This is a genomic window from Acetobacter garciniae (genome assembly GCF_017377735.1).
GTDB lineage: Bacteria > Pseudomonadota > Alphaproteobacteria > Acetobacterales > Acetobacteraceae > Acetobacter > Acetobacter garciniae.
On record NZ_JAFVMH010000004.1, the window covers coordinates 261538 to 282415 of the forward strand.

Sequence of the window (20878 nt, forward strand, 5' to 3'; positions counted from 1 at the left end):
TGAAGGAGTGGGGAAGTCATGAAAGATGAAGTCATCCGCAGGAGGTTCTGGCCCGGCTCAAAGGCCTGACGGCTCCAGGCTGAAACGGATGACCGATCCCTATACTACCGGATGACGGTGGACATTTAGATATCCGGCATACTCCCCGCGGGGGCGGCTACATAAGCCGCCGGACAACTTCAAGCAGGACATTCGCACCTTCGACCAGCGCCTCGTCCGAGGTGAATTCATCCGGGTTGTGGCTGATACCCCGTCTACTTGGAACGAAGATCATCGCGGTCGGGGCGATCGCTGAGAGCATCTGCGCATCGTGACCAGCGCCGGAAGTCATGCGGCGCGAGGTAACGCCGCGGCTTGAAGCTACATCTTCAATCAGGGCAACAATTTCCGGATCAAACGTGACGGGGGATGAACGAGCAAGCTGCTCTGCCTGGATTTTCACGTGTTCGGTTGTCTGGAGACGTGACAGAAATTCAGCCAGTGATCGCTCGTCCTTAAGAAGCCGTTTCTCGTCAGGATTTCGTAGATCGACGGTTAATGTGGCGCGAGAAGGAATAACGTTGATGGCGTTGGGTTCAAAAGCAATCGTGCCCACCGTAGCGACACCGGATGCCTCCGAAGCACTGGCTCGATCATGGACAAAAGTCATGATCCGCGCGGCGACATAACCGGCATCGGACCGGAAGGCCATAGGGGTGGTACCCGCGTGGTTGGCTTGGCCTTCAATGGTGATACGCTGCCATGAAATACCCTGCAGGTCGGCAACGGCTCCGATTGACGTACCGGTACGTTCCAGTACTGGCCCTTGCTCGATGTGGAGTTCCAGATAAGCAGCAGGGTGCAAAAAACCGGGAGTATAGTTGCCGGCATATCCGATCCGGTTCAGTTCACTTCCCAGTATCGCACCGTCGGTGCCGCGTGTGGCAAGCGCCTTTTGCAGGTCCAGTCCGCCTGCATAAACGCAGGATCCCATCATGTCGGGCGAAAACCGCACCCCTTCTTCATTTGTAAATGATGCGACGACAATCGGTCGATCCGGGCGCACATCCGCATCCTTGAACGTCTGGATAACCTCGAGACCCGCGATTACGCCGTAACATCCGTCATAAATGCCGGCATTAATGACTGTGTCGATATGCGAACCCAGCATGACCGGCGGCTGGTCACGATTTTTGTCATTTGCCCATATTCCAAAGATATTACCGATCTGGTCTATCGCCACGTCCAGTCCGGCAGCCCGGATCCAGGAGACAAGGCAGTCACGCCCCAATCTGTCGGCATCTGACAAGGCGAGACGACTTAATCGACCATCGCTCTCCCGTCCAATGGTGCCGAGTTCACGAATATGGCCAAGAAGCCGCTCGCTATTCACTGAAAAAGTTGCCATCGGCTTAGACCTGAATGCCGGATAAGGAGCTGACTTGGCAAGGCTGCTGTCCCATTATCTCAGCGTAGCGGACCGGATCGGTAGCGCCTTCCGTATTGATGACAAAAACACGCGATGTTCCATCAAGTCCGAGGGCTGCGCGTTTCCTGGGGGATGCCATGACACGGAGCAGGCCGGCAAGCCCCACTCCCCCGCTTTCGCCCGAGATAATGGGCGGGTCATCCCCCGCGGGGTGGCCCAGACGCTGCATGATATGGACTGCGTCTTCCTCATCGACCGTCATGAAGGCATCAGCGGTGCGGGCCAGGATACGCCAGGCAGTAAGGGAGGGTTTATAGCATTCCAGCATGGCCATGATGGTGGGCTGGGTGGCAGGAACCGTCACAAGCTGCCCTGCCTCCGCCGTTTTATAAAGACATGCAGCGCGCGCGGGTTCGACCACCGTAAAGACCGGCCGCGCGGCACCCATTACAACCGCCAGATGCCCGGCAACGGCCGCCGCAATTCCCCCAACACCTGCCTGCACGAAAACATGCGTCGGAGGACGAGACATCTGGCGCAACGCTTCACAAACCAGATTGGTATAGCCCTGCATGACAAGACCGGGAATATACTCATAACCGGGCCATGAGGTATCCGATATGGTAATCCAGCCATTATCGGCGGCCGCCTGCGCAGCGGCGAAGACCGACTGATCGTAGGTTCCATCGACATGCCGGATTTCTGCACCGAAACGGGCGATAGCGGCAATGCGATCCGGGCTTACCCCTTTATGGACAAAAATGACCGCTTTTGCCCCTACCGCAGCAGCACCCTGTGCGACGGCGCGCCCATGATTGCCATCCGTCGCGCAGGCGAATGTCATCCCTGCGGCAATGGCGCGTACCATCGCACCATACAGTTCGGATACATCCACCACCCGTCCTTCCTGTTGGACGGCTTTTTCCAGCACCAGCCGGGCGACTGCGAAGCCACCGCCGACCGCCTTGAAGCTCCCTAATCCCAGCCTCTGCCCTTCATCCTTGACATGAATGCTGCCTATTCCAACCTCCCGCGCCATTTCGGGCAGGCTATATAGCGGCGTCGGTGCGCTGTGCTCTTTCATGCTCAGGAACCGTTCCACTTCCTGCACCGCATTTCTACCCACCAGGAGCGTGTCAGATGAAGAAAGGGGCTGGTTATGGGACGAGCTGTTATTCAGAAGAAACATTGTTACATAATCTCCCAATGCGTGCCCGCAAACATATTGCAAGACCCGTGAATTATCTGCTGTATTAAATAGTATCTTTTGCATTTTTGTTTCATGAAAGTGGGGGTTCCGTGTCTTCATCTGCCGATGTGTCCGACCTTGACCGGTTTGACCTTGCGATCCTGGACATTTTGCAACGTGACAATACGACGCCCCAACGCGTCATAGGTGAGGCAGTGAACCTTTCCGCTCCTTCGGTACAGCGCCGGATTAAGCGCATGGAAGAAAGCGGCGTGATCAAGGCCAATGTATCAATCGTCAATCCCGGGTCCGTCGGGTGTAACATAACGGTTCTGGTGGAAGTGGAAGTCGTAACCGAGAGCGCTGAACTGATCGAAGCCGCCAAACAGAGCTTCGCGACATGTCCGCAGGTCCAGCAATGCTATTACATTACCGGGGATACCGATTTTTTTCTCGTTATGCTTGTCGCGACAATGGCGGAATACGAGCAGTTAACCAAAACGCTTTTTTTCGGGAATAATAACGTGAAGCGGTTTCGTACAACCGTGGTCATGGATCGGGTCAAGATCGGCATGACCGTATCGCCTCCCGGCTTCACGAAAAACCAATCGCATTCATAATGCCTGTTGGAATGACAGGGGCGTTGCCTCCATCTCTTCCCGCTCATGCCGGACTCGAAACAAAATTTCACGAATACAGGGAAAATAGAGCGCTTTTTTTATCGGTTTTGCAATATTTATAAAACGTGCTTGGCCTGCTGGCTCGAACCTGCGGCAAAGATCTGGTTCGAAAAGCCAGCCATCTTATTTATGTTTTCTGACCAGGGTCATATTAGGAATAGTCCAATGTTCATGATGTGAATGAAGGTCGTATTAAATAGATATACTTTCATATCACGACATAGGATTTATATATCCCTGTCAAAGGAAGAGAAATGACAGCTATGCGTAAGCCCCCTCAGAGAGGATTCTGTCCGTCCGAGTTTGCGTTGCGGCTACAGAAGATGCAATCGATCCTACAGGCGGAGCAACTGGACGCGGTATTCGTCACTTCTCCATCAAACATCCGCTATTTCACCGGATTTGATTCGCAATTTTGGGAAAGTCCGACCCGCCCGTGGTTTGTAGTCGTCCCGCGTGAAGGATCCATCATTGCCGTAATCCCTGAAATCGGCGCACCTGAAATGGCACGAACCTGGGTAGATGATATCCGTACATGGCCTTCTCCCTGCCCGGAAGATGACGGGGTTTCCCTTATGGCAGCCACCCTGTCCGCCGTTCCGCGCCGCTTCGGCCGCATTGGAGCAGAAATGGGGCGCGAGATGGCGCTCCGTATGCCGGTTGCGGATTTCCTGGCTTTGCGGGGCCGTATGCCCGAGACGGAAATCGTCGATGGAACACCCGCATTGTGGCGTGCCCGAATGATCAAGACAGAAGCGGAAGTGGCACATATCCGGTTTATCTGCGAGGTGGCGAGCGATGCCTATATCGGATTGCCTGACTTGGTTGCGATCGGTGACACCGAACGGACGGTCGTTAAACGTCTGCGCGCGGATATGTGCGCTCGCGGTGCAGACAACGTACCCTTCATGCCAGCAATTTCCGGGCCGGGCGGTGTGCCGCAGATTGTCTGTGGACCACAGGATCGGGTGCTCACGCATGGGGATGTCCTGTTCATTGATACCGGCGCGACCTATGACGGCTATTTCTGTGATTTCGACCGTGTTTACGCCGTGGGCGCAATCGATGACGCGGCACGACGGGCCAATGAGGCAATATGGGAGGCGACGGAGCTGGGAATTCGTGCGGCGCGGCCCGGCGTGACGATGGAATCGGTCTGGAAAGTCATGGCGCAAGCCCTGCAGGATGCGGGGTCGATAGGGAATAATGTCGGCCGACTGGGACACGGCCTGGGAATGCAGTTGACAGAACCCCCATCGTTCCGGGCTGGTGATGAGACTATCATTCAACCCGGGATGGTCCTGACGATCGAACCCGGCATGGAGTATGCCCCGGGCAAGATGATCGTACATGAGGAAGACATCGTTATCATGGACGATGGAGCCCATCTCCTCACGATCCGGGCTCCGAAGGAAATGCCCGTTATTTCCTGACAATATAGTCAGTTATGACGTTCAACCTCCTTCTTTGACCCTAACGTAACATGTGGTGTGGCCCGTGACGTATAGACCCGACCAGAATGCGGATAACATACTGGATGCCAGCCCGGACTTTGAAAAGCCATTGGGCGGCCGGCATGTTACGATGATCGCCCTGGGGGGCATGATCGGTATAGGCCTGCTGGTTGGGAGCGGGGCCGGAATACGGCAGGCAGGCCCGTCGGTTCTCATAAGTATACTTTATGCAGGCCTTCTGGTGTTCCTGGTCATGAAGACCTTGTCCGAACAAATGCGCGTCGATCCGGGGCGTGGCTCATTCCTGTATTATATCGGTGCCGGAAACGGGGCATGGTCTGTCTTCGTCAGTGGGTGGCTTTATTGGCTTTACTGGGTCATGGTCATGGCGGTTGAAGCCTTGGGAGGCGGCGAAATACTCCAACCCTATGTATCGTCACCCGTATGGCTGACAGCACTTCTTCTGATTGTGTTTGTCACAGCGATAAATATCATATCGACCAGGCTGTTTGGAGAAATAGAATTTATACTCACGTTATTTAAGATCACGTTTATTGTATGCTTCTGTCTCATATGCATCTGGTTTCTTGCTTCGGATTTTTACACCATCAAAAATGCTTTTGGTGTCAATCTGATTGGAAAACCCTTTTTCCCTAATGGCATTCGTGCAACATTATATAGTGTACCCATCATCATGTTTACCATGGCTGGGTCAGAAGTTATTACTCTTACGACCAAAGATACAGATTGCTCCAGTGAACAACTCGCCTGGCTGTCACGGCTCGTCGGTATCAGAATGGCGGGATTTTATCTTCTGCCAATTTTTTTCGTGTTGCTTATTCTGCCAAGCAATAGCCTTCAGCCCGGGCAATCTCCATTTGCGGCCGCGTTTAAAAATATGGGCTTCGACTATATGGTTATAGTCATAAACGCCGTGATCGTCTTGACACTGGTCTCGTGCCTTAATTCCAGTATCTATATCAGTTCTCGCGTTTTGGTGAGCTTGGAGAGTGCCTCTCATGCGCCACGAATCTTTATGGGGAAGGAAGCCGGGTCACCCTTCCATGCCATCCTGATGTGTTCTCTCGTCAGTATGACTATGGTTCTGTTTGCATTTTTTGTCAGCTCCCGAGCCTTTGATTTTCTTCTTAATTCCAGCGGATGTGTTGTTCTGATTGTCTATTTCCTGATTACCACGTCTTTTCTGCGTTGCGTAAAAACCAGAAATGATGTCGTCTCATCATACAGCGTGATAGGGGCGTTCATTGCAGCGCTCATGATCTTTGGCACATCGATCTGCCTTTTCTTTGATGAGAATATGCGGGCAGAAGCGGTGGTCTGCGGTATTCTGGTAACAGGCACCTATTTTTTCTACCGGCTTTATATGGCCCCAGCCAAAATCTGACCCTGCTTACATCGTGCGGGGGTCAAACCGGCTCAGAACGCGGGCCGCACTATCGCTCCATTGGGTCAGTGCGCCCTGCGTCTGGGTTCCGGGTGGCCGAGACGATGCAGGAGATCAGGCGCCGGATCTCGACCGATAGGTGATTTTTCTTGTAGATTGCCGATATAGTCGACGTATATCGCGCTTCCGATGTTAGTTCACGCAGCTCGCCTTTCGCAATCAGAGATCTGGCAACGTGTTCCGGAAGGTAGCCAACATAGGCACCTGATCGAATCAGCAGCATAGCGGCTTCGATCGAATTGACGTGTGCTGTGATCCGCCCACGGAACGGGATTGATTTGCGGCTGGTTTGCGTCAGATAGTCCCTGAATAGGCTGGGAACGTCGGTCAGTTCCTCAAGCGAACACTCCATGGTCTTGTCAAATAATCTGTGCCCTTTGGCACAGACCAGAATATTGGTCTCACCCATCAGCGGATCGTAAAGCAAGCCGTCGAAACTGTGGAAAGAGGGAGCAATGCCGATATCATAGCCGCTATCGAGCACCCTGCGTTCGATTTCGGTGGGATCCAGAATATCTACGGATAATTGGATACTGGGATACGTTTTGACGTAAGTGTCGAGGATAGCCGAAAGTGAAAAGCTACTGCTCGACTGAAGAGCATCGCAAACGCAGATTTTGACTTCCCCAAAGGCGCGTTCACGTGCCCGGGCAATGGCGACGTTATAGTCGTTTGCAGCTCCGACAAAACGGCGGGCGGCTTCTACGACGACCTCTCCCCTTGGGGTCAACCTCAGGCCGGAGCGACCACGCTGGCACACGGAAAAGCCGAGGCGCGTTTCCAGCTTCTTGATATTCATGCTGATCGCCGAAGCGCGACAACCAAGATGCGATTGTGCTGCACGAAAACTGCCGCATTCGACAACGGTCAACAACACGCGCAGGAGATGCAGGTCCGGCTGTTCGAAACGCATAATTGTCTCCCGTGAAACAACGGTAGTGGTTATTATACCATGCCATTTTCCGATTATAATATCAGGAAATTGATAATCCCAAATCAGCCTAACCTTCCTGTCATTCACATCGTCAGGCTGGCTTTTTTTGGCAGTGTGAATTTTTACGAACCTCGAAACTGTCTTTCCCGCCAGCCAACGCAGAAACCTCAAACATGGATCAATGACCGTTGAACTATGAATATCCCACGAAGGACTTATCCCGCAGACCTCCGATGCCGTATGGTGGGGAAGGTTTCAGCAATGGGAGATATTGGAATGCCGACGCTAACCCTGCCAAAAGGCACGCAGATCATTCATAGGGAAACGGTGGCAGCTAAAGAGCCCTGGTCCCGCCAATTGGCGCCTGGTCAATATCTGACGATTGTCGATCTCGAAGGGCAACAGGCGGTCGATTTTCTGTGTTACAGCGCTGGTTTGCCAATCGACCGCATTAACCTTCCCAATACGAATAAACTCAATAAATCTCTATATATTACAAAAGATGCGAAGATATATTCCGACCTTGCGAAGGTTATGTTCTCGGTAGTCGAGGATACTTGCGGCTTTCATGACACCCAGGCTGGCTGTTGCAGCTGCGAGATTGATAAGGTGCGCTATAATGTCACAAAGACCGAAAGCTGCCGCACCAACTTTATTTCCGAGTTATCGCGATGGGCGCTAGGCCCGTCGGAAATTGTTTCGAACATCAACTTTTTCATGCGTGTAAAGTTCGATGCAGAAGGAACTCTCAATATCACCGACGGCATTTCGAAAGCGGGCGATTATGTAACCCTCAAAGCGGAAATGCCGGTTGTTGCCGTCATCTCCAACTGCCCTCAGCAAAACAATCCGGCCGCAGGTTTCGGGCCAACACCGATTGAAGTGATTATCTCCGCCTGAACAACCCGGAACAGGCCTTGTCCCGGATGACCCCGATGGAGCCCGAGGGGAAAGCTTTTCGGCGACAGGGCTGCTGAGCGTAGCCCGAAGGCGGAACGGGACAGGCCAACTGAAGCTTTGAGCTACCGTCATTGCCCGAGATCGTCAGTCTGTAATTTCGATGTTTCTTGCTCTTTCGGGTGGCGCTTCTCGCCGCCATCATGCCGCTCTCGTCAGTGATTTGAGGGAGATGTGTGAGACTGCCATATTTACGAAGGAAACTGTATATTTAATAATATTATTGACTCATTAAAAGCGTTCTATTTATATATATGACGTTCATAGATTGTGCTTAGGCACGTGAAGGATAACGTCATGTCGGACCGTCTTTCTCCCTCCTCCCCCGCCGTTTCATCAATCTGGTATACGCGCTGCCCCGTTCCCACCGCGACCGGTATCGCCCTGGAAAAGGGCTGGCTGGCGGCAAGTTTTCGCGAACAAGGCATCGAACTGCGGTCCCTGCGCGACTCTCCGGAAGAACACGTGCGCAGCGCGCATTTCAACCATCACCTATTCGGCCTGTTCCGCGAGGGCGGGAACATACCGGCCATATGGGCCCGCGCACGGGGGCAGGATACTGTCGTTGTAGGGCTGACCTGGGTGGATGAGGCGCAGTTCATTCTGGTCCGGCCCGAGAGCCCCATTTTCAGCGTCGCGGATCTGGCTGGCAAAAGCCTGGCCCTGCCGACACGCCCGGATGATACGATCGACTTTGCCCGCGCAATGGCGCTGCACGGCTATGTCTCCGTTCTGGCGAGTGAGGGGTTGACCCTGGACGACGTCACGATACGCGAAATCAAGGCCGGCCCGACCCGTTTTGCGCAAAGCGGCGGCGATACCAGACCCTGGCGCGATGTCATTGCCGACGCATTGCTCAGCGGTCAGGCCGATGCCATCTACACCAAGGGCGCGCAAGCCGTGGCGCTGCAACGCGAACATGGGTTGCGAATTATCGCCGATATCAACGCTTTCACGGACAAGACGCTCAAGATCAATAACGGAACGCCGCGCCCGGTCACGGTCGACCGCCTTTTTGCCCGGACGCGGCCCGATCTGGTGGCGCGTTACCTTGCCGTGCTGCAACGCGCGGCGTTATGGGCAAAAACGCATGAACAGCAGGTCTTTGAAATCGTAGGGCGTGAAACCAGCACGACCGCATCAGCCGCCCAGGCGGCCTATGGCGCGGGCTTGCCGCACAGCCTGGAAATACGGCTGAATCCCGAATGGATCAATGCTTTGGAAATCCAGAAAAATTTCCTTCTCCAGCACGGTTTTCTCAAGGCGGATTTTGATATCCATTCATGGATCGATGCACGCCCCTTGCAGGAAGCCGCGACCCTGGCCTTGTCGGCCTGAAAAAACGGGCCCGTCAAGCAACCGGCCCGTTCTAGTACACATCCTGCGCGGAAAGCCGCATATTGACGATCATATCAGGCAGGTCCGCGCAGTTCATATTGCCAAAAGGTGGCAATACACGCAGCTGCGCGGGCAAAAGATCCGGATACAGGTCGGCAAGGAACCGCATGACGAAAGCCACCCGTTCGTCAGACAGGAAATAGATCGTATGGCGGCCTTCGCGCCGCCCTTCTATCAGCCCCGCTTCGCGCAGAGAAGTGATCTGCTGCGACAAGGTGGGCTGGCGAATGGACAGGACCAGTTCCAGTTCCGCAACCGAGCGGGGGCCTTCAAGCAGGCTGCCCACAATGGCCAGGCGGTTGGGATTGGCAAGCTGCTTGAGCAGTTCGAGCGCATCGTCGGCAGGCTGATCGTCTGCAATTTTTGTCATGAATCGACCTTTTGGATCTCGTGACGGTGCCGGTCTCATAATTCCACGCCGGAACTATGCTTAATTACGGCCCGTACCGCAACCCGTTCCTGGGTTGTTCTGCTTTATCGGCTGGAATCCGCTGGGCGTGTCGATATAATGCGTCGCATGAATGCCTCCTCCCTCTGCGCTCCTGCGGTCATCAGGGGCGGTAAGCCCCTTCGTATCGGGGTCCATCCGACCAATCTGCACCTGCTCCTCGCCACACGCTGGGAGGGCGCGTTCCACGATCTCGATATCGAATTCGTCCGCTATGCGAATGGGCGCGAGAGTGCTGCCCTTCTTGCCGCGGGTGAGATCGATCTTTGCGGCACCAGTTCCACAGTGCCGATTTTTGCCGCCTCCACCGGGCTGGATGTCACGTTTCTTGCGGCCTCCGCCCAGCGCCGGCGGGATGGCGCGCTGGTCGTCTTGTCGGACTCACCCATCCAAAGCATGCAGGACCTGGCGGGCAAGACGGTCGGGCTGGCGCGGGGATCCTTCCAGACCTACCTGCTGGCCAGGGCTCTTGAAAAATCAGGACTGAACCTGAACGACGTCACCATGTGCGACGTCCTGCCGGCCGAGGGCCTGGCCGCCCTGCAACAGGCCCGGATCGATGCGCTGGTCACGCTGGCCCCGTATCAGGACTATGCCCTGACAACGGGCAACATGCGCCTGCTGCACGGCTCGGATGCGCTGATCCCCAACCGGTCCGTCTTCTGGACCACGCGCGCGAAAAAGATCGGCACCTATACCCTGGCCCGTTTTTTCGAGGGGCTGGAACGTCTGAGCCGTGAAATCCCGCAGAATGTCGCACAGGCCGCCTATATTCTGGCGGCGGATGACACCAGCCAGGGCCTGCGCCGTGCCTGGCAGCGCGCCATTGTGGCGCGGGACTGGAGCATCCATCATATCAACACCACGATCCTGCACGAATTACAGGAAGAAGCTGACGTGCTTTTCGCCCATCACGTTCTGGACCAGCAGGTCAATTTACTGGCCTGACTGCCTGTCGGCTACCGGCCTGACCGACCGGCAAAAGCAGCGCGCGCCGCCACGCATATCGCCCTACCTGGCCGGCGCCTTGCCTAGAAATGATACATGCCCTGAATGAAGAAGCTCCGAGGCTGGCCCAGAATGCTCGACGCCAGGCCGTTGACGGGGGTGATCGTCAGCGTGTCGTAATGCGTATTGGCGATATTCAACACCGACACGTCAAAGGATAGCCGCTTCGCGTCAAGCGGGAACCATGTCAGATGCGTGTTGAGCAGGCTGTAGGCTTTCTGCTGCAAAAGCGGGTCCGTCGTCTGCGACGAAAGGGTCGGGAAGAAATACTGCCGCGCATAATACTGGAAGTCCGCCCCAACGGTAAGCGCACCGGTTGGCAGGTGAATGTCATAGCGGGCAAAGCCGTTCAGCGTGATATGCGGAGAACGGGGTAATTGCGCGCCCAGAATCCCATCGGACGAGGAATCCTCGGACGTATAGCGGGTGTACAGCACACCAAGATTGACCCCCAGATGCAGATCGGGAATGGGATCGGCCAGGGCCTGGACCTCCGCCCCCTGAATAAGCGCCTGGCCCGCATTGCGGAAAATCACGGTCGTGATACCGTTACCGATACTGGTGGGCACATTGACCAGGGCGTTCGCATAATCGTAGCGGAATATATCCGCATTCAGGGTCAACTTGCGGTTCAGCCAACGGGTTTTTACACCCAGCTCGTAGGAATTGATTGTCTCGGGGTTGATCTGCGTCAGCTGCACAGCCGAAAAGCTTTCACCCGGTACCCTGGCATATCCCGTAAAGCTGTAATTGCCCGGCATCTTACCCGAAGCAAAGCGGAAATAAGCCATGGCATGCGTGTTCACGGTATACTGCACCGTGAAATCGGCATTCCAGTTCCGGAATGTATTGTGGCTTCGCTGCGAATAGATATTGGACGCCCCCGCGGGAAGCTGCTGCAGGCTGGCCAGCGGACTTCCCGCACTGCCGCTAAGCGGTGTCGCGTAATATCCGTTCTGGATATCGATCCCTTCGATAGACCAGCGCAATCCGCTGCTGACCTTGAGCCGGGAGGTAATATTATAACCGGCATTGGCGAACACCGAGCCGTTTTTCCAGTTCTGGTGATAGGTGTCGTTGGCATAAGGTGGGATGGAAAATGGCTGCGACACACCCGCCGCGTTGACCGGACTCTGGTAATAGGCCGTGGCGTTGACACTATCGAGATGTTCAAGCATGCCGAACAGGCCGGCCATCCAGGTCAGCCGCTGGTTCTGCCGTGACGCGATCCGCAGTTCTTCCGTCGCCTGCCAGTAATTGCCCGTGCTGTAGGCGCGCATATACGGCGTATTCCCCACAAGTGGGGCGATATTGGGGTTTGAACCACCCTGGCTGCGGTCATTGCCTTCAACCGCGGTGATGGAGGTAAGCGTAAAGGCCGGCTGCCGCCATGTCACCTTGGCAAACCCGCCTGTTTCCTGAACGAATTCCTGATCGGACAAGGTATATACGCGGTCATAAGGCAGTTTCTGTACGGCCGATGGCGTGTTGTATCCCGGGACATAGACAGTGCCCGCATTCCCGAAACCGCTGACATTTCTTGTCGTATCGGCCGTATATTGCTGCGGCATGACCGTTCCGTCAAACCGGCGGAAATGGGCGTTGAGCAGAACATCCACGTTACTGCTTGCCTTGATCAGAAGCTGCCCGCGCGCTGCCGTATCCAGCCCGGCACCCAGCGTCTTGTTGTCGTAAAGGTTTTTTTGCCAGCCATCGCTGTTATCGGCATAAAAGGAAATGCGCCCGGCCAGCTTGTCGGGTATGAGCGTCCCACCCGCGGCAAACTGCTCCTGGGAATGGTTGAAGCTGCCATAGCCGAATTTTACATAATCATCACGCGTGAATGACGGGGCCTTGGAGATGAAATTGATGGCGCCGCCATTGGCGTTCTTACCCCACAGCGTGCCCTGCGGCCCGCGCAAGGCTTCCACATGATCGAGATCGAAAAGCGGAAAACCCTGGTTATAGACGTTGGCGATGTAAACCTCGTCATAATAGATGCCCACAGGGTTGACCGTATTGGCGTTGACACTGTTCGTGCCGATACCACGCATGAACCAGCGCGGGCGCTCCGGACCTTCCGTCGTGGCAGCAGAGGCATTCGGAATCATCTTGACGATATCGTTTGTTCTTAAAAGCTGGGCGTCACGCTGCGTCTGATCGCCCGAAATCACATTCAGCGCGATCGGCACACTCTGGGCGTCCTGCCGCCGCCTTTGTGCGACGACGGAGACCTGCTCCTCCCCCGTGGCAGCGACGGGTGCCGCCGCCTGCTTACGCCGTTCCTTTTGCGGTGTGGCGGGTTTGGGTGGCGTGACGGGGGTGGCGGATGTTGCGGCGGATGCCGGTTCGATGTGGGATGCAATGACGGTAAAGGCGAGAAAAACAACGCGAGAATGCCCGAAAAACTGTTTCATCAGATGCTCCACGCTTAAACACGATAACGAGTCGCCTTTTATATAAAACAACATAATTAGTTAGTATATGTTTTTATATAAAATTATTGACCGTGATTTATCGGCTTAAATCGCATGCGCGCAAGCCTGCATTGCCGTGTGCCCCGTGGGCACGCGACAAACAGCACCTTGAAACAGAAAACGGAAAATTATCGGCTAATGCGTGGTTTATTCGTCGTTTCCGACATTCAGCGCATCCAGTATTCGCCTTTTGGCCGCGAGCAGGGTTGTTTCCTCCCCCGTACGGGGACGCGGCGTGTGGATTTCGAGCACGCTGTGTATTCGCCCCGGCCGGGGCTGGAGAATGACCACCCTGTCGCCCAGCAGAAGGGCTTCCTCGATGTCGTGGGTCACCATGATCATGGTGGTGCGGCGCGTCATCCACAGGCGTTGCAGTTCCCGTTGCAGGTGCAACCTTGTCAGGGCGTCAACCGCGCCCAGAGGTTCATCCAGCAGCAGGACGGAAGGGGACGTGACCAAGGCCCTGGCAATGGCGGCGCGTTGCGCCATGCCGCCCGACAACTGGTCGGGATAAGCGTTTTCAAAACCGTCCAGTTTGACAAGCGCGATATGACTTTGAACCAGATCGGCCTTGCCTTGCGTGCTCAGTTCCCGGTTGGATCGTAACGCCATTGCGATGTTTTGCCGCACAGTCAACCACGGGAACAGCCGATGATCCTGGAAAACAAGCCCGCAATCGCGTGTCGGCGCTTCCACCCCCTGCCCGCCGATCTGGACAATGCCGTCAAATGTCTTTTCCAGCCCGGCGATGATCCGCAAAAGGGTCGATTTACCGCAGCCACTGGCCCCGACGATACTGACAAATTCACCGGCCTTGACATGCAGCGTGATGTCACGCAGGACCGGCATGTCCTTGCCATTCATGCTGAATGCCTTGCTGACACCCTCCAGCACGACATCCTTGCCTGACAACGGCGCCACAAAGGGGCTCTGACGCAAATGGAGCACGGACGCGCTCATGATCTGCTTTCTCCTGCGATTGATAGCTGCGCTCCGGGCACGGCATAATGAATAAGCCGGTCGAGCGCCTTGTTCAGGGCAATACCCGTGATGGCAATCACGGCGATACCGATCAGCATCAGGTCAGGGCGGAACTGTTCCTGCCCCGCGACGATAAGTTCGCTCAGACCCGCGCCACTTGAGAGAAACAGTTCCGATACCACGGTCGCCATCCACGCAAAGGCAAGCCCCTGCCGCAATCCGTTGGCCACAAACGGCAAGGCCGCAGGCAGCAGGAGCAGTTTCAGCCGCACCCAGAAGGTCAGGCCGAACATATCCGCAACGTCCTGGTATTTTTGCGGAATGACGCGCATACCTTCGTAAGTGCTGAGTGTCACCGGCACGCTTGTCGCCAGCGCCACAAGCACCAGCTTTGCTGGCTCCCCAAGCCCCAGCCACAACACCAGCAAGGGAATAAGGCTGAAAATCGGCATATAGCGCCATAGCGATACGACAGGCCCGAAAAGCCAGCGCATCCAGGATAGACCGCCCAGCGCCAGGCCGGTGGCAACCCCCACCAGCGCTCCGCATGCAAAGCCGATCATCACCCGCCGGATCGACGCCAGCAGCGCCCACCAAAAAGCACTTTCCCTGACAAGATGCAGGAATGTTGCAGCCAGGGCCGCAGGGTTGGGAATACCTTCCCCCCCATGGCGATCGGCAAGCTGCCAGACCAGCAGCACTGACAGCGGCAGCAATAGTCCCGTACCGGTTACAGCACGCCAGGCGCGCGAGACCGTGCTGTCGGCAAGGGCTTTGGCCTGTGATGAAAGATACACCATTACCGATGTTTCCAATACATGACACGGGCCGCACTTGTGCGCAGCGCCATGTCCAGCAACAGGCCGGTGGCGGTCGTGACAATGGCGCCTGCCATGACAGTGCCGATATCGAACATCTCCCGCGCCTCGTTCATCATCTGCCCCAGCCCTGAAGACGCGCCAAAAAGTTCCGCCGCCACGACCAGTCCCCAGCACCTGTTCAAGGCAATACGGCTGCCCGTGAGCAATGCGGGCAGGATAGCGGGCAGGTACAGCAGCCGAAAACGGTCGCGGGCGCCGAGTTGGAGCAGAAAGGTGACCTCTTCATAACGGCCCGAAACATTTTGCAAACCGTCGATGACGGCCAACGCCAGCGGAAAGAACGTGGCCACCGCCAGCATGAATACAATGAATGTCTCGTTGATACCGAACACCATGATCAGGAGCGGACCAAGCACAATGAAGGGAACCTGCCGCAGGCCCGCAAAGCTGGGGGCGACCTGACGCCACAAGCGCGGTTGCGTGCCGCACAGAATACCGAACAGGAAGCCTGCAAGACCGCCCACGGCAACCCCCAGAACCACACGCCTGATGGATGCAAGCCAGTTGCGCGCCAGATCTCCATTGCGTGCGAGATCGGCCAGCGTTGCCCAGACATCGCTCGGCGCGACCAGGACCGGCGGTGGAAAGCGCCCGCTCCAGCACAGCGCCTGCCAGGCGGCCAGCACTGCGCCGGTCGTCAGCAATGCGGGCAGGACCGCGCGCAGAACGGTCCCGACCCTGGCGATACGTAAGGAATTCGCATGGTTTTGCATTATGGGCATGGTGGTTCTGATTAATGTGCAGAATATTTTCAGACATTATCATGATTTGACGATTCTACAATGATAAATTAAAAAATATAACGTTATAATGTGTTATTATGCCCCGCACGATCACGCGGAATGCCCTTTCCATCGGCACAGGCAAAAGGAGACTGGACGTATCATGCAAAAAAAACCAAGCCGCTATCTGGTGTCGCGCCGCGCCTTTATCGGCGCGTCTGGCGCCATACTGACGGGTTTGCCCAAGGCCCGTGCGGGCACACCGGACACGGTACGTATCGGCATACCCCGTGTTTTTGATGCGACAGGCAACCCGGTCGATGCCTCGGGCACGCTGGGCCCGGTCACGCTCGATCTTCTGAACAAGGCCGTGGCAGCACAGGGCACGCGCGTGGATTGGCGCTATTTCATCAATGCCGGGCCTGACATCAATCAGGCCTTCGCGGCACGCGAGATCGATCTGGCATTATACGGCGACTTTCCCGCCGTGATCGCCCGGGCTGCCGGGCTTGATATCCGTCTGGTGCTTCCCGCAAGCCGTGGCGCGAACGATTCATACCTGGTTGTGCCCACCGCGTCCCCTTTCAGGACAGTAGAAGATCTGAAGGGCCATAAGCTGGCGCTTAATGTCGGTCGGCCATGGACATTGGCCTTTGCGCGCTTTCTACGGCAGAAAAACCTCTCCCTGTCGGATTTCCAGGTGCATAACCTGGTGATGTCGGATGGTGACGCGGCTGTTGCCTCCGGCCATGTAGATGGACAGGTCACGCTGAACGGGCTGACGCTGCAGGCACGTGGCCTGGCCCGCGTGATCTGGTCCACCGCTGAGGAACCCCTTTCATGGAAGTTCGGAACAGGGCTTTTCGGGCAGCAGGATTTCCTTCAGCACCATGCGGAACTGACCCAGCAGATTGTCACGGCCCTGGTCAAAGGCGCATATTTTTACGCGCAGCCCGAAAACCGGCAGGCTTATCTGGACATAGCCGCCGTAACACGCAACCTACCCCCGCAATTGAGGGAACAGGCCTGGGCCAACAAATCCCTTAATGTCGTGCTTTCTCCCTTGTTCGACGATTACATCGTCCAGCACTACCGCGATGTTTCGCAATTCGCCTTTGACAGCCATCTGATCCGGCACACGGTCGCCCCGGACGATCTGCTGGACAAGCGCTTCGTGCACAAGGCGCTGGCCGAGCAATCTGAACAGGTTTTCTGGCCAGTTCTGAACGCCGACGGTCAGGCCGCCACGTCCAAAACCCCCTGAAAACGCAATCGCCCCGCAAAGCTGCGGGGCGATACACGTTCTTGCGCATCCACTGGCTGCATTGCGGCCAGTGGAAACACGCTGGTCGGGTTGAGACCTCGACGTTACAGATCGGTTGCCGGCAGAAGATGTTCGGCCTTGGCGCGCTCGTACAGTCCGCTTCTTTTCCACTGCTGGCGCAGCACGCCGGGCCCGAACGGGCGGGAACCCCCGATAGCCTGTGCGCGAATCTGGATATCTGCCCCTTCCTCAAGCAACAGGATCAACTCCGCAAGGTCACGCAGCCCCTTCCAGCCCCAGACCGTTGCCCCACCATTGGCCTCGATAATGCCCGGCGTGCCGGGAGCGCGCGCCAGCGTTTCGAGAATGAAGTCATCTTCCCCCTGGCGACGGTCTATATAAACCGGCAGTTCACGGGCCAGGCGAAAACGCTGCACAGGCACATAATGGAACGGAAAGGAACGATGGGTCTGCGCCCACGCCCCCAGACTGGGGGCATGAACGTGGCTGATGCTTGTAATGTCAGGATGTTCGCGCAGGACACTGGCATAGCGTTCCAAACCGCCCGACTTGCCGGCGACCAGCTTGCCCTGTAGATCGAAAACAGACGCACTCAGTGCCTGTTCAGGTTCGAACGGACCGGGGTAGCTGACCGCGACCGCCAGGTTTTCACCGGGTACACGCTCGACAAACCCCACGGTCCCCGCGGCAGTGATGGTCCCGGTCGAACGGAACGCTTCGAACGCCCGTTTGGCTTCCGCCTTGACGGTGTCTACAAATGCCGCGACAGAGGCGTTCAGCGTCGTGGCGGGTCGGTCTTCAGAAAGCACTGTGCTCATGTCTCTTATCCTTGGGTTGAATGGATGCGGTCATACGCAAACCGTCTTTTCAGGCTGGAACGGCCTGGGGCTTGTGTGCCAGCACGTGGTCATGCTGGTTGGCGGGGCGCGGGAGGCGCAGCCGCTCACGCAATGTGCTGCCTTCATATTCGGTACGGAACAGGCCGCGCCGCTGTAATTCCGGGACGACCAGGTCCACGAATTCTTCCAAAAAGCTGGGATTGAGTGGTGAAATAAGATTGAACCCGTCCACCACGCCACGCACGAACCAGTCTTCGATCTGGTCCGCAACCTGGCTGGGGGTGCCAATTACCACCCTGTGGCCGCGCACGACGTTATAGCGCAAAACAAGCTGTCTGATGCTCAGCTTTTCCCGCTCCGCCAGGCGCACCACCTGCTGCCAGCGCCCCCTGCCATTTTCGGGCACGGGAATATCGGCTGGCAAAGGACCATCGAGCGGGTAGCCTGTCAGGTCGACGCCCATCAGTTCGACAGGGCCCGAGAAATTGACGGCTTCCTGCAATTTCTCGAATTTTTCCTGGGCTTCCTCGGCAGTACGCCCGATCGAGAAGGACAGGCCCGGCGTGATCTTCATCTGGTCTGGCGTGCGGCCCCACTGCGCCATGCGACTTTTCACGTCGTCATAATATTCCTTGGCGTCGTCAAAGAACTGCGCGGCGACATAGATCATTTCCGCATGCCGGGCTGCGAAGTCCCGCCCGGTATCGGAACTTCCCGCCTGGACGAAAACCGGGTACCCTTGGATGGGCCGCGGCAGGTCAAGCAGGGCGTCCACGTCGTAATACCGACCGTGGTGGTGAACCGGATAGCCCTGGGCAGGGTCCAGAAAACGTCCGCTGGCCTTGTCGGCATGGTCGAAGGCGTCATCATCCCAACTGTCCCAAAGTTTCTTGGCCACTTCGATAAACTCTGTCGCCCGGACATAGCGCGCTGCATGATCGAGTGGCTCCTTGACACCGAATGTCTTGATCGAACCGGGCGAAAGAGAGGACACGACATTCCACCCGACACGGCCCCTGCTCAGGTGATCGATTGAGGCAATGGTCCGCGCAAGCGTATAAGGGTGCGTGAAATTGGTGTTCACGGTGGCGACAAGGCCGATATCACGGGTCGCAACTGCCAGAGCCGAGATCAGCGATAACGGTTCGAAGCCGTGAAAACCATGTCCTTTTTCATAACCGGACAGCTCAGCACCATTCGCGCCGACAAAATCGGCCAGGAACACGGTATCAAACTTGCCCCGCTCGGCGGTTTGCACGAGCCGTAGCCAATAGTCGAAATTCGGTCCGCCACCGGTTACTGATTCAGGCTGTCGCCACGCGCCGGGATGATGCCCGTAACGCGTCAGAAAAGCACCCAGCACAAGCTTGCGCTTTTCACCATTTTTGTCTCTGGCGATACTCATGGTTAAAGTCCTCCGATAAGCCATCGCTTGCGTCAGTATGGACCGATGGCGCGATGTGAACGAAAAGACGCATGACCGGGCGTTCGTTATCGTATGCAAGAACACGCACCAGTTATCGCACCCGACCTGGCTGCCGCTGCGAAACCCGCCCCTTCTCACGCCAACAACGATTCCTTATGCGCATTATCTCGCGACACACGCACCATTATACACATCATATATCGTGTCAATAAATGATACATATTTTTATATAACATTTATTTCGTGTTAATGTGCGCTGGTGTCATGCCGTGCAGACGGAAGGGCCCCACTCTTCACCTCTGGCGATCTGAGCGTCGATCTGGCGCGGCGGCACATTGTCAACTTCGCGTCTATCCGGCAGACGTGACAAAAGCTGCAAGCTGACCCTGAGCGGCCATGACATCTCATTACCGAAATGGGACTCGGCTATTGGCGTGTCAGGCTTCGATGACCAGGCGCGCATGGGTAAGATTCCAGAGCGTGTGCCCGTTGAGGCAGTCGTTATAGTCAAAAATGGGCAAACCTGCGTCGGCGGCGACGTCGCGTGACGGTTCGGATATCCTCGCCGCTCTTTCGTGGTTGTAATCCCCGATGCCTATGCGGTTGGGTGCTCTAGGGTAGTCCATTGAGTAAGATGGAATTCACTGCTGTGAAACGCCCGAGCCGTCACAAATCATATGCCTAGCTCGACTATTATTTCGAGCATGAAGATGCCTTTACCGAACATCCATTGAGGATTTAGAGTAACGGGATATCGGAACCTGTAGCCTATTTGCGATAATACGCCAGGGACCTGAGCAGAGTTACGACCCAGCTTCACCTCTAGCCCGTTTGGCCGCATAAAGCGCGGCATCAGCGCGCTACAGGAACGCCTTGGACGTGTAACGTTGTGCCAGTCATCTGTATATCAATGGCTTCTACAATCCACAGCGATGCCTTTCATATCTGCGTGGTATCAGCCCCCTCGCTTTCGAAGCAGGAGCGACGAGAGGCTCTCAAGATTCTGAAGAGGCAACCCAAACAGCGCTGGCTATGGGCGGCAGATCGTGCGTCGCCCCCTTGCATCGTCGGACACACAACCGCCGCAGATACCAGATGCTCAACATCATCAATAAGTTCAATCGGGAACGTCGGGCGATGCTGCAGCTGCGGCAGTTCCGGTCGAACGATTTAATCGACATGCTGGCCGATCTGTTCATCGAGCATGGGTCCCCTGAGTATATCCGGTTTGATAAGGGCCCCGAATTCGTCGCCAACGCGATGCGCGGATGGTTGGGCGGGTGGCGCGTCCCTCACTCAGCGTTGCTACGCGGAATTCTCCCCCGA

At 56.2% G+C, this 20878-nt stretch carries 17 protein-coding genes and 1 pseudogene; 8 read left to right on the forward strand and 10 right to left on the reverse strand.

Features of this window, described 5'->3' with window-relative positions; genetic code table 11:
• Nucleotides 1-157: 157 nt before the first annotated feature.
• Complete coding sequence (locus tag J2D77_RS10430; RefSeq protein WP_207846219.1) at nt 158-1387, reverse strand: Zn-dependent hydrolase; 1230 nt, start codon at nt 1385-1387, stop codon at nt 158-160.
• A 4-nt stretch (nt 1388-1391) separates the two neighbouring features.
• Nucleotides 1392-2597 carry a diaminopropionate ammonia-lyase gene (locus J2D77_RS10435; RefSeq protein ID WP_207846220.1) on the reverse strand — a complete coding sequence of 402 codons (1206 nt, stop codon included), beginning with the start codon at nt 2595-2597 and terminating at the stop codon, nt 1392-1394.
• A 110-nt stretch (nt 2598-2707) separates the two neighbouring features.
• Here J2D77_RS10435 and J2D77_RS10440 point away from each other — a divergent pair, with 110 nt between their 5' ends.
• The 3 genes from J2D77_RS10440 to J2D77_RS10450 all read left to right on the forward strand — a co-directional run bounded on the left by J2D77_RS10440 (nt 2708) and on the right by J2D77_RS10450 (nt 6136).
• Nucleotides 2708-3217, forward strand: coding sequence for an Lrp/AsnC family transcriptional regulator (locus J2D77_RS10440; protein ID WP_207846221.1), 510 nt, complete (start codon nt 2708-2710; stop codon nt 3215-3217).
• Between the two features lie 314 nt (nt 3218-3531).
• Complete coding sequence (locus J2D77_RS10445; protein ID WP_207846222.1) at nt 3532-4710, forward strand: M24 family metallopeptidase; 1179 nt, start codon at nt 3532-3534, stop codon at nt 4708-4710.
• Between the two features lie 64 nt (nt 4711-4774).
• Nucleotides 4775-6136 (forward strand): amino acid permease, encoded by a 1362-nt coding sequence (locus J2D77_RS10450; protein WP_207846223.1) that lies wholly within the window; start codon nt 4775-4777, stop codon nt 6134-6136.
• 49 nt (nt 6137-6185) lie between these two features.
• Here J2D77_RS10450 and J2D77_RS10455 read toward each other — a convergent pair whose 3' ends face one another.
• Nucleotides 6186-7109: a LysR family transcriptional regulator gene (locus J2D77_RS10455; RefSeq protein ID WP_207846224.1), complete on the reverse strand. Its 924-nt coding sequence runs from the start codon at nt 7107-7109 to the stop codon at nt 6186-6188.
• 282 nt (nt 7110-7391) lie between these two features.
• Here J2D77_RS10455 and J2D77_RS10460 point away from each other — a divergent pair, with 282 nt between their 5' ends.
• Nucleotides 7392-8030, forward strand: a complete 639-nt coding sequence (locus J2D77_RS10460; RefSeq protein ID WP_207846225.1) for a DUF1989 domain-containing protein — start codon at nt 7392-7394, stop codon at nt 8028-8030.
• Between the two features lie 354 nt (nt 8031-8384).
• Nucleotides 8385-9425, forward strand: a complete 1041-nt coding sequence (locus J2D77_RS10465) for an ABC transporter substrate-binding protein (protein ID WP_207846226.1) — start codon at nt 8385-8387, stop codon at nt 9423-9425.
• 31 nt (nt 9426-9456) lie between these two features.
• Here the strand turns inward: J2D77_RS10465 and J2D77_RS10470 are convergent, their stop codons facing one another.
• Nucleotides 9457-9855: an ArsR/SmtB family transcription factor gene (locus tag J2D77_RS10470; RefSeq protein ID WP_207846227.1), complete on the reverse strand. Its 399-nt coding sequence runs from the start codon at nt 9853-9855 to the stop codon at nt 9457-9459.
• A gap of 147 nt (nt 9856-10002) precedes the next feature.
• On the opposite strand from J2D77_RS10470, the gene J2D77_RS10475 reads away from it, so the two are divergent.
• A complete protein-coding gene (locus J2D77_RS10475) occupies nt 10003-10881 on the forward strand; it encodes an ABC transporter substrate-binding protein (RefSeq protein WP_207846228.1) in 879 nt (292 codons plus the stop codon).
• Between the two features lie 83 nt (nt 10882-10964).
• Here J2D77_RS10475 and J2D77_RS10480 read toward each other — a convergent pair whose 3' ends face one another.
• From J2D77_RS10480 to J2D77_RS10495, 4 genes are all read right to left on the reverse strand, one after another.
• Nucleotides 10965-13358 (reverse strand): TonB-dependent receptor, encoded by a 2394-nt coding sequence (locus J2D77_RS10480; RefSeq protein WP_207846229.1) that lies wholly within the window; start codon nt 13356-13358, stop codon nt 10965-10967.
• A 207-nt stretch (nt 13359-13565) separates the two neighbouring features.
• Complete coding sequence (locus J2D77_RS10485) at nt 13566-14378, reverse strand: ABC transporter ATP-binding protein (protein ID WP_207846230.1); 813 nt, start codon at nt 14376-14378, stop codon at nt 13566-13568.
• Entirely contained in the window at nt 14375-15199 is an 825-nt protein-coding gene (locus tag J2D77_RS10490) for an ABC transporter permease (RefSeq protein ID WP_207846231.1), read from the reverse strand. Before J2D77_RS10490 ends, J2D77_RS10485 begins: the two co-directional genes overlap by 4 nt.
• Nucleotides 15199-16002 (reverse strand): ABC transporter permease, encoded by an 804-nt coding sequence (locus J2D77_RS10495; protein ID WP_207846232.1) that lies wholly within the window; start codon nt 16000-16002, stop codon nt 15199-15201. The genes J2D77_RS10490 and J2D77_RS10495 overlap by 1 nt, the downstream gene beginning before the upstream one ends.
• A gap of 163 nt (nt 16003-16165) precedes the next feature.
• On the opposite strand from J2D77_RS10495, the gene J2D77_RS10500 reads away from it, so the two are divergent.
• Nucleotides 16166-17266, forward strand: coding sequence for an ABC transporter substrate-binding protein (locus J2D77_RS10500; RefSeq protein ID WP_207846233.1), 1101 nt, complete (start codon nt 16166-16168; stop codon nt 17264-17266).
• Between the two features lie 104 nt (nt 17267-17370).
• Here J2D77_RS10500 and J2D77_RS10505 read toward each other — a convergent pair whose 3' ends face one another.
• Both J2D77_RS10505 and J2D77_RS10510 read right to left on the reverse strand, forming a co-directional pair.
• Complete coding sequence (locus tag J2D77_RS10505; protein ID WP_207846234.1) at nt 17371-18105, reverse strand: class II aldolase/adducin family protein; 735 nt, start codon at nt 18103-18105, stop codon at nt 17371-17373.
• A gap of 49 nt (nt 18106-18154) precedes the next feature.
• Nucleotides 18155-19531, reverse strand: coding sequence for an LLM class flavin-dependent oxidoreductase (locus J2D77_RS10510; RefSeq protein ID WP_207846235.1), 1377 nt, complete (start codon nt 19529-19531; stop codon nt 18155-18157).
• Between the two features lie 1116 nt (nt 19532-20647).
• Between J2D77_RS10510 and J2D77_RS10515 the strand changes: the two are divergent.
• Nucleotides 20648-20878, forward strand: a pseudogene (locus J2D77_RS10515) (hypothetical protein); the annotation flags it as partial.

Bases quoted from the DNA above. Each gene is read 5' to 3' on its own strand.
- J2D77_RS10430 (WP_207846219.1), bottom strand. From the start codon at position 1,387: ATGGCAACTTTTTCAGTGAATAGCGAGCGGCTTCTTGGCCATATTCGT.
- J2D77_RS10435 (WP_207846220.1), bottom strand. From the start codon at position 2,597: ATGTTTCTTCTGAATAACAGCTCGTCCCATAACCAGCCCCTTTCTTCA.
- J2D77_RS10445 (WP_207846222.1), top strand. From the start codon at position 3,532: ATGACAGCTATGCGTAAGCCCCCTCAGAGAGGATTCTGTCCGTCCGAG.
- J2D77_RS10455 (WP_207846224.1), bottom strand. From the start codon at position 7,109: ATGCGTTTCGAACAGCCGGACCTGCATCTCCTGCGCGTGTTGTTGACC.
- J2D77_RS10460 (WP_207846225.1), top strand. From the start codon at position 7,392: ATGGGAGATATTGGAATGCCGACGCTAACCCTGCCAAAAGGCACGCAG.
- J2D77_RS10465 (WP_207846226.1), top strand. From the start codon at position 8,385: ATGTCGGACCGTCTTTCTCCCTCCTCCCCCGCCGTTTCATCAATCTGG.
- J2D77_RS10470 (WP_207846227.1), bottom strand. From the start codon at position 9,855: ATGACAAAAATTGCAGACGATCAGCCTGCCGACGATGCGCTCGAACTG.
- J2D77_RS10475 (WP_207846228.1), top strand. From the start codon at position 10,003: ATGAATGCCTCCTCCCTCTGCGCTCCTGCGGTCATCAGGGGCGGTAAG.
- J2D77_RS10480 (WP_207846229.1), bottom strand. From the start codon at position 13,358: ATGAAACAGTTTTTCGGGCATTCTCGCGTTGTTTTTCTCGCCTTTACC.
- J2D77_RS10485 (WP_207846230.1), bottom strand. From the start codon at position 14,378: ATGAGCGCGTCCGTGCTCCATTTGCGTCAGAGCCCCTTTGTGGCGCCG.
- J2D77_RS10490 (WP_207846231.1), bottom strand. From the start codon at position 15,199: ATGGTGTATCTTTCATCACAGGCCAAAGCCCTTGCCGACAGCACGGTC.
- J2D77_RS10495 (WP_207846232.1), bottom strand. From the start codon at position 16,002: ATGCCCATAATGCAAAACCATGCGAATTCCTTACGTATCGCCAGGGTC.
- J2D77_RS10500 (WP_207846233.1), top strand. From the start codon at position 16,166: ATGCAAAAAAAACCAAGCCGCTATCTGGTGTCGCGCCGCGCCTTTATC.
- J2D77_RS10505 (WP_207846234.1), bottom strand. From the start codon at position 18,105: ATGAGCACAGTGCTTTCTGAAGACCGACCCGCCACGACGCTGAACGCC.
- J2D77_RS10510 (WP_207846235.1), bottom strand. From the start codon at position 19,531: ATGAGTATCGCCAGAGACAAAAATGGTGAAAAGCGCAAGCTTGTGCTG.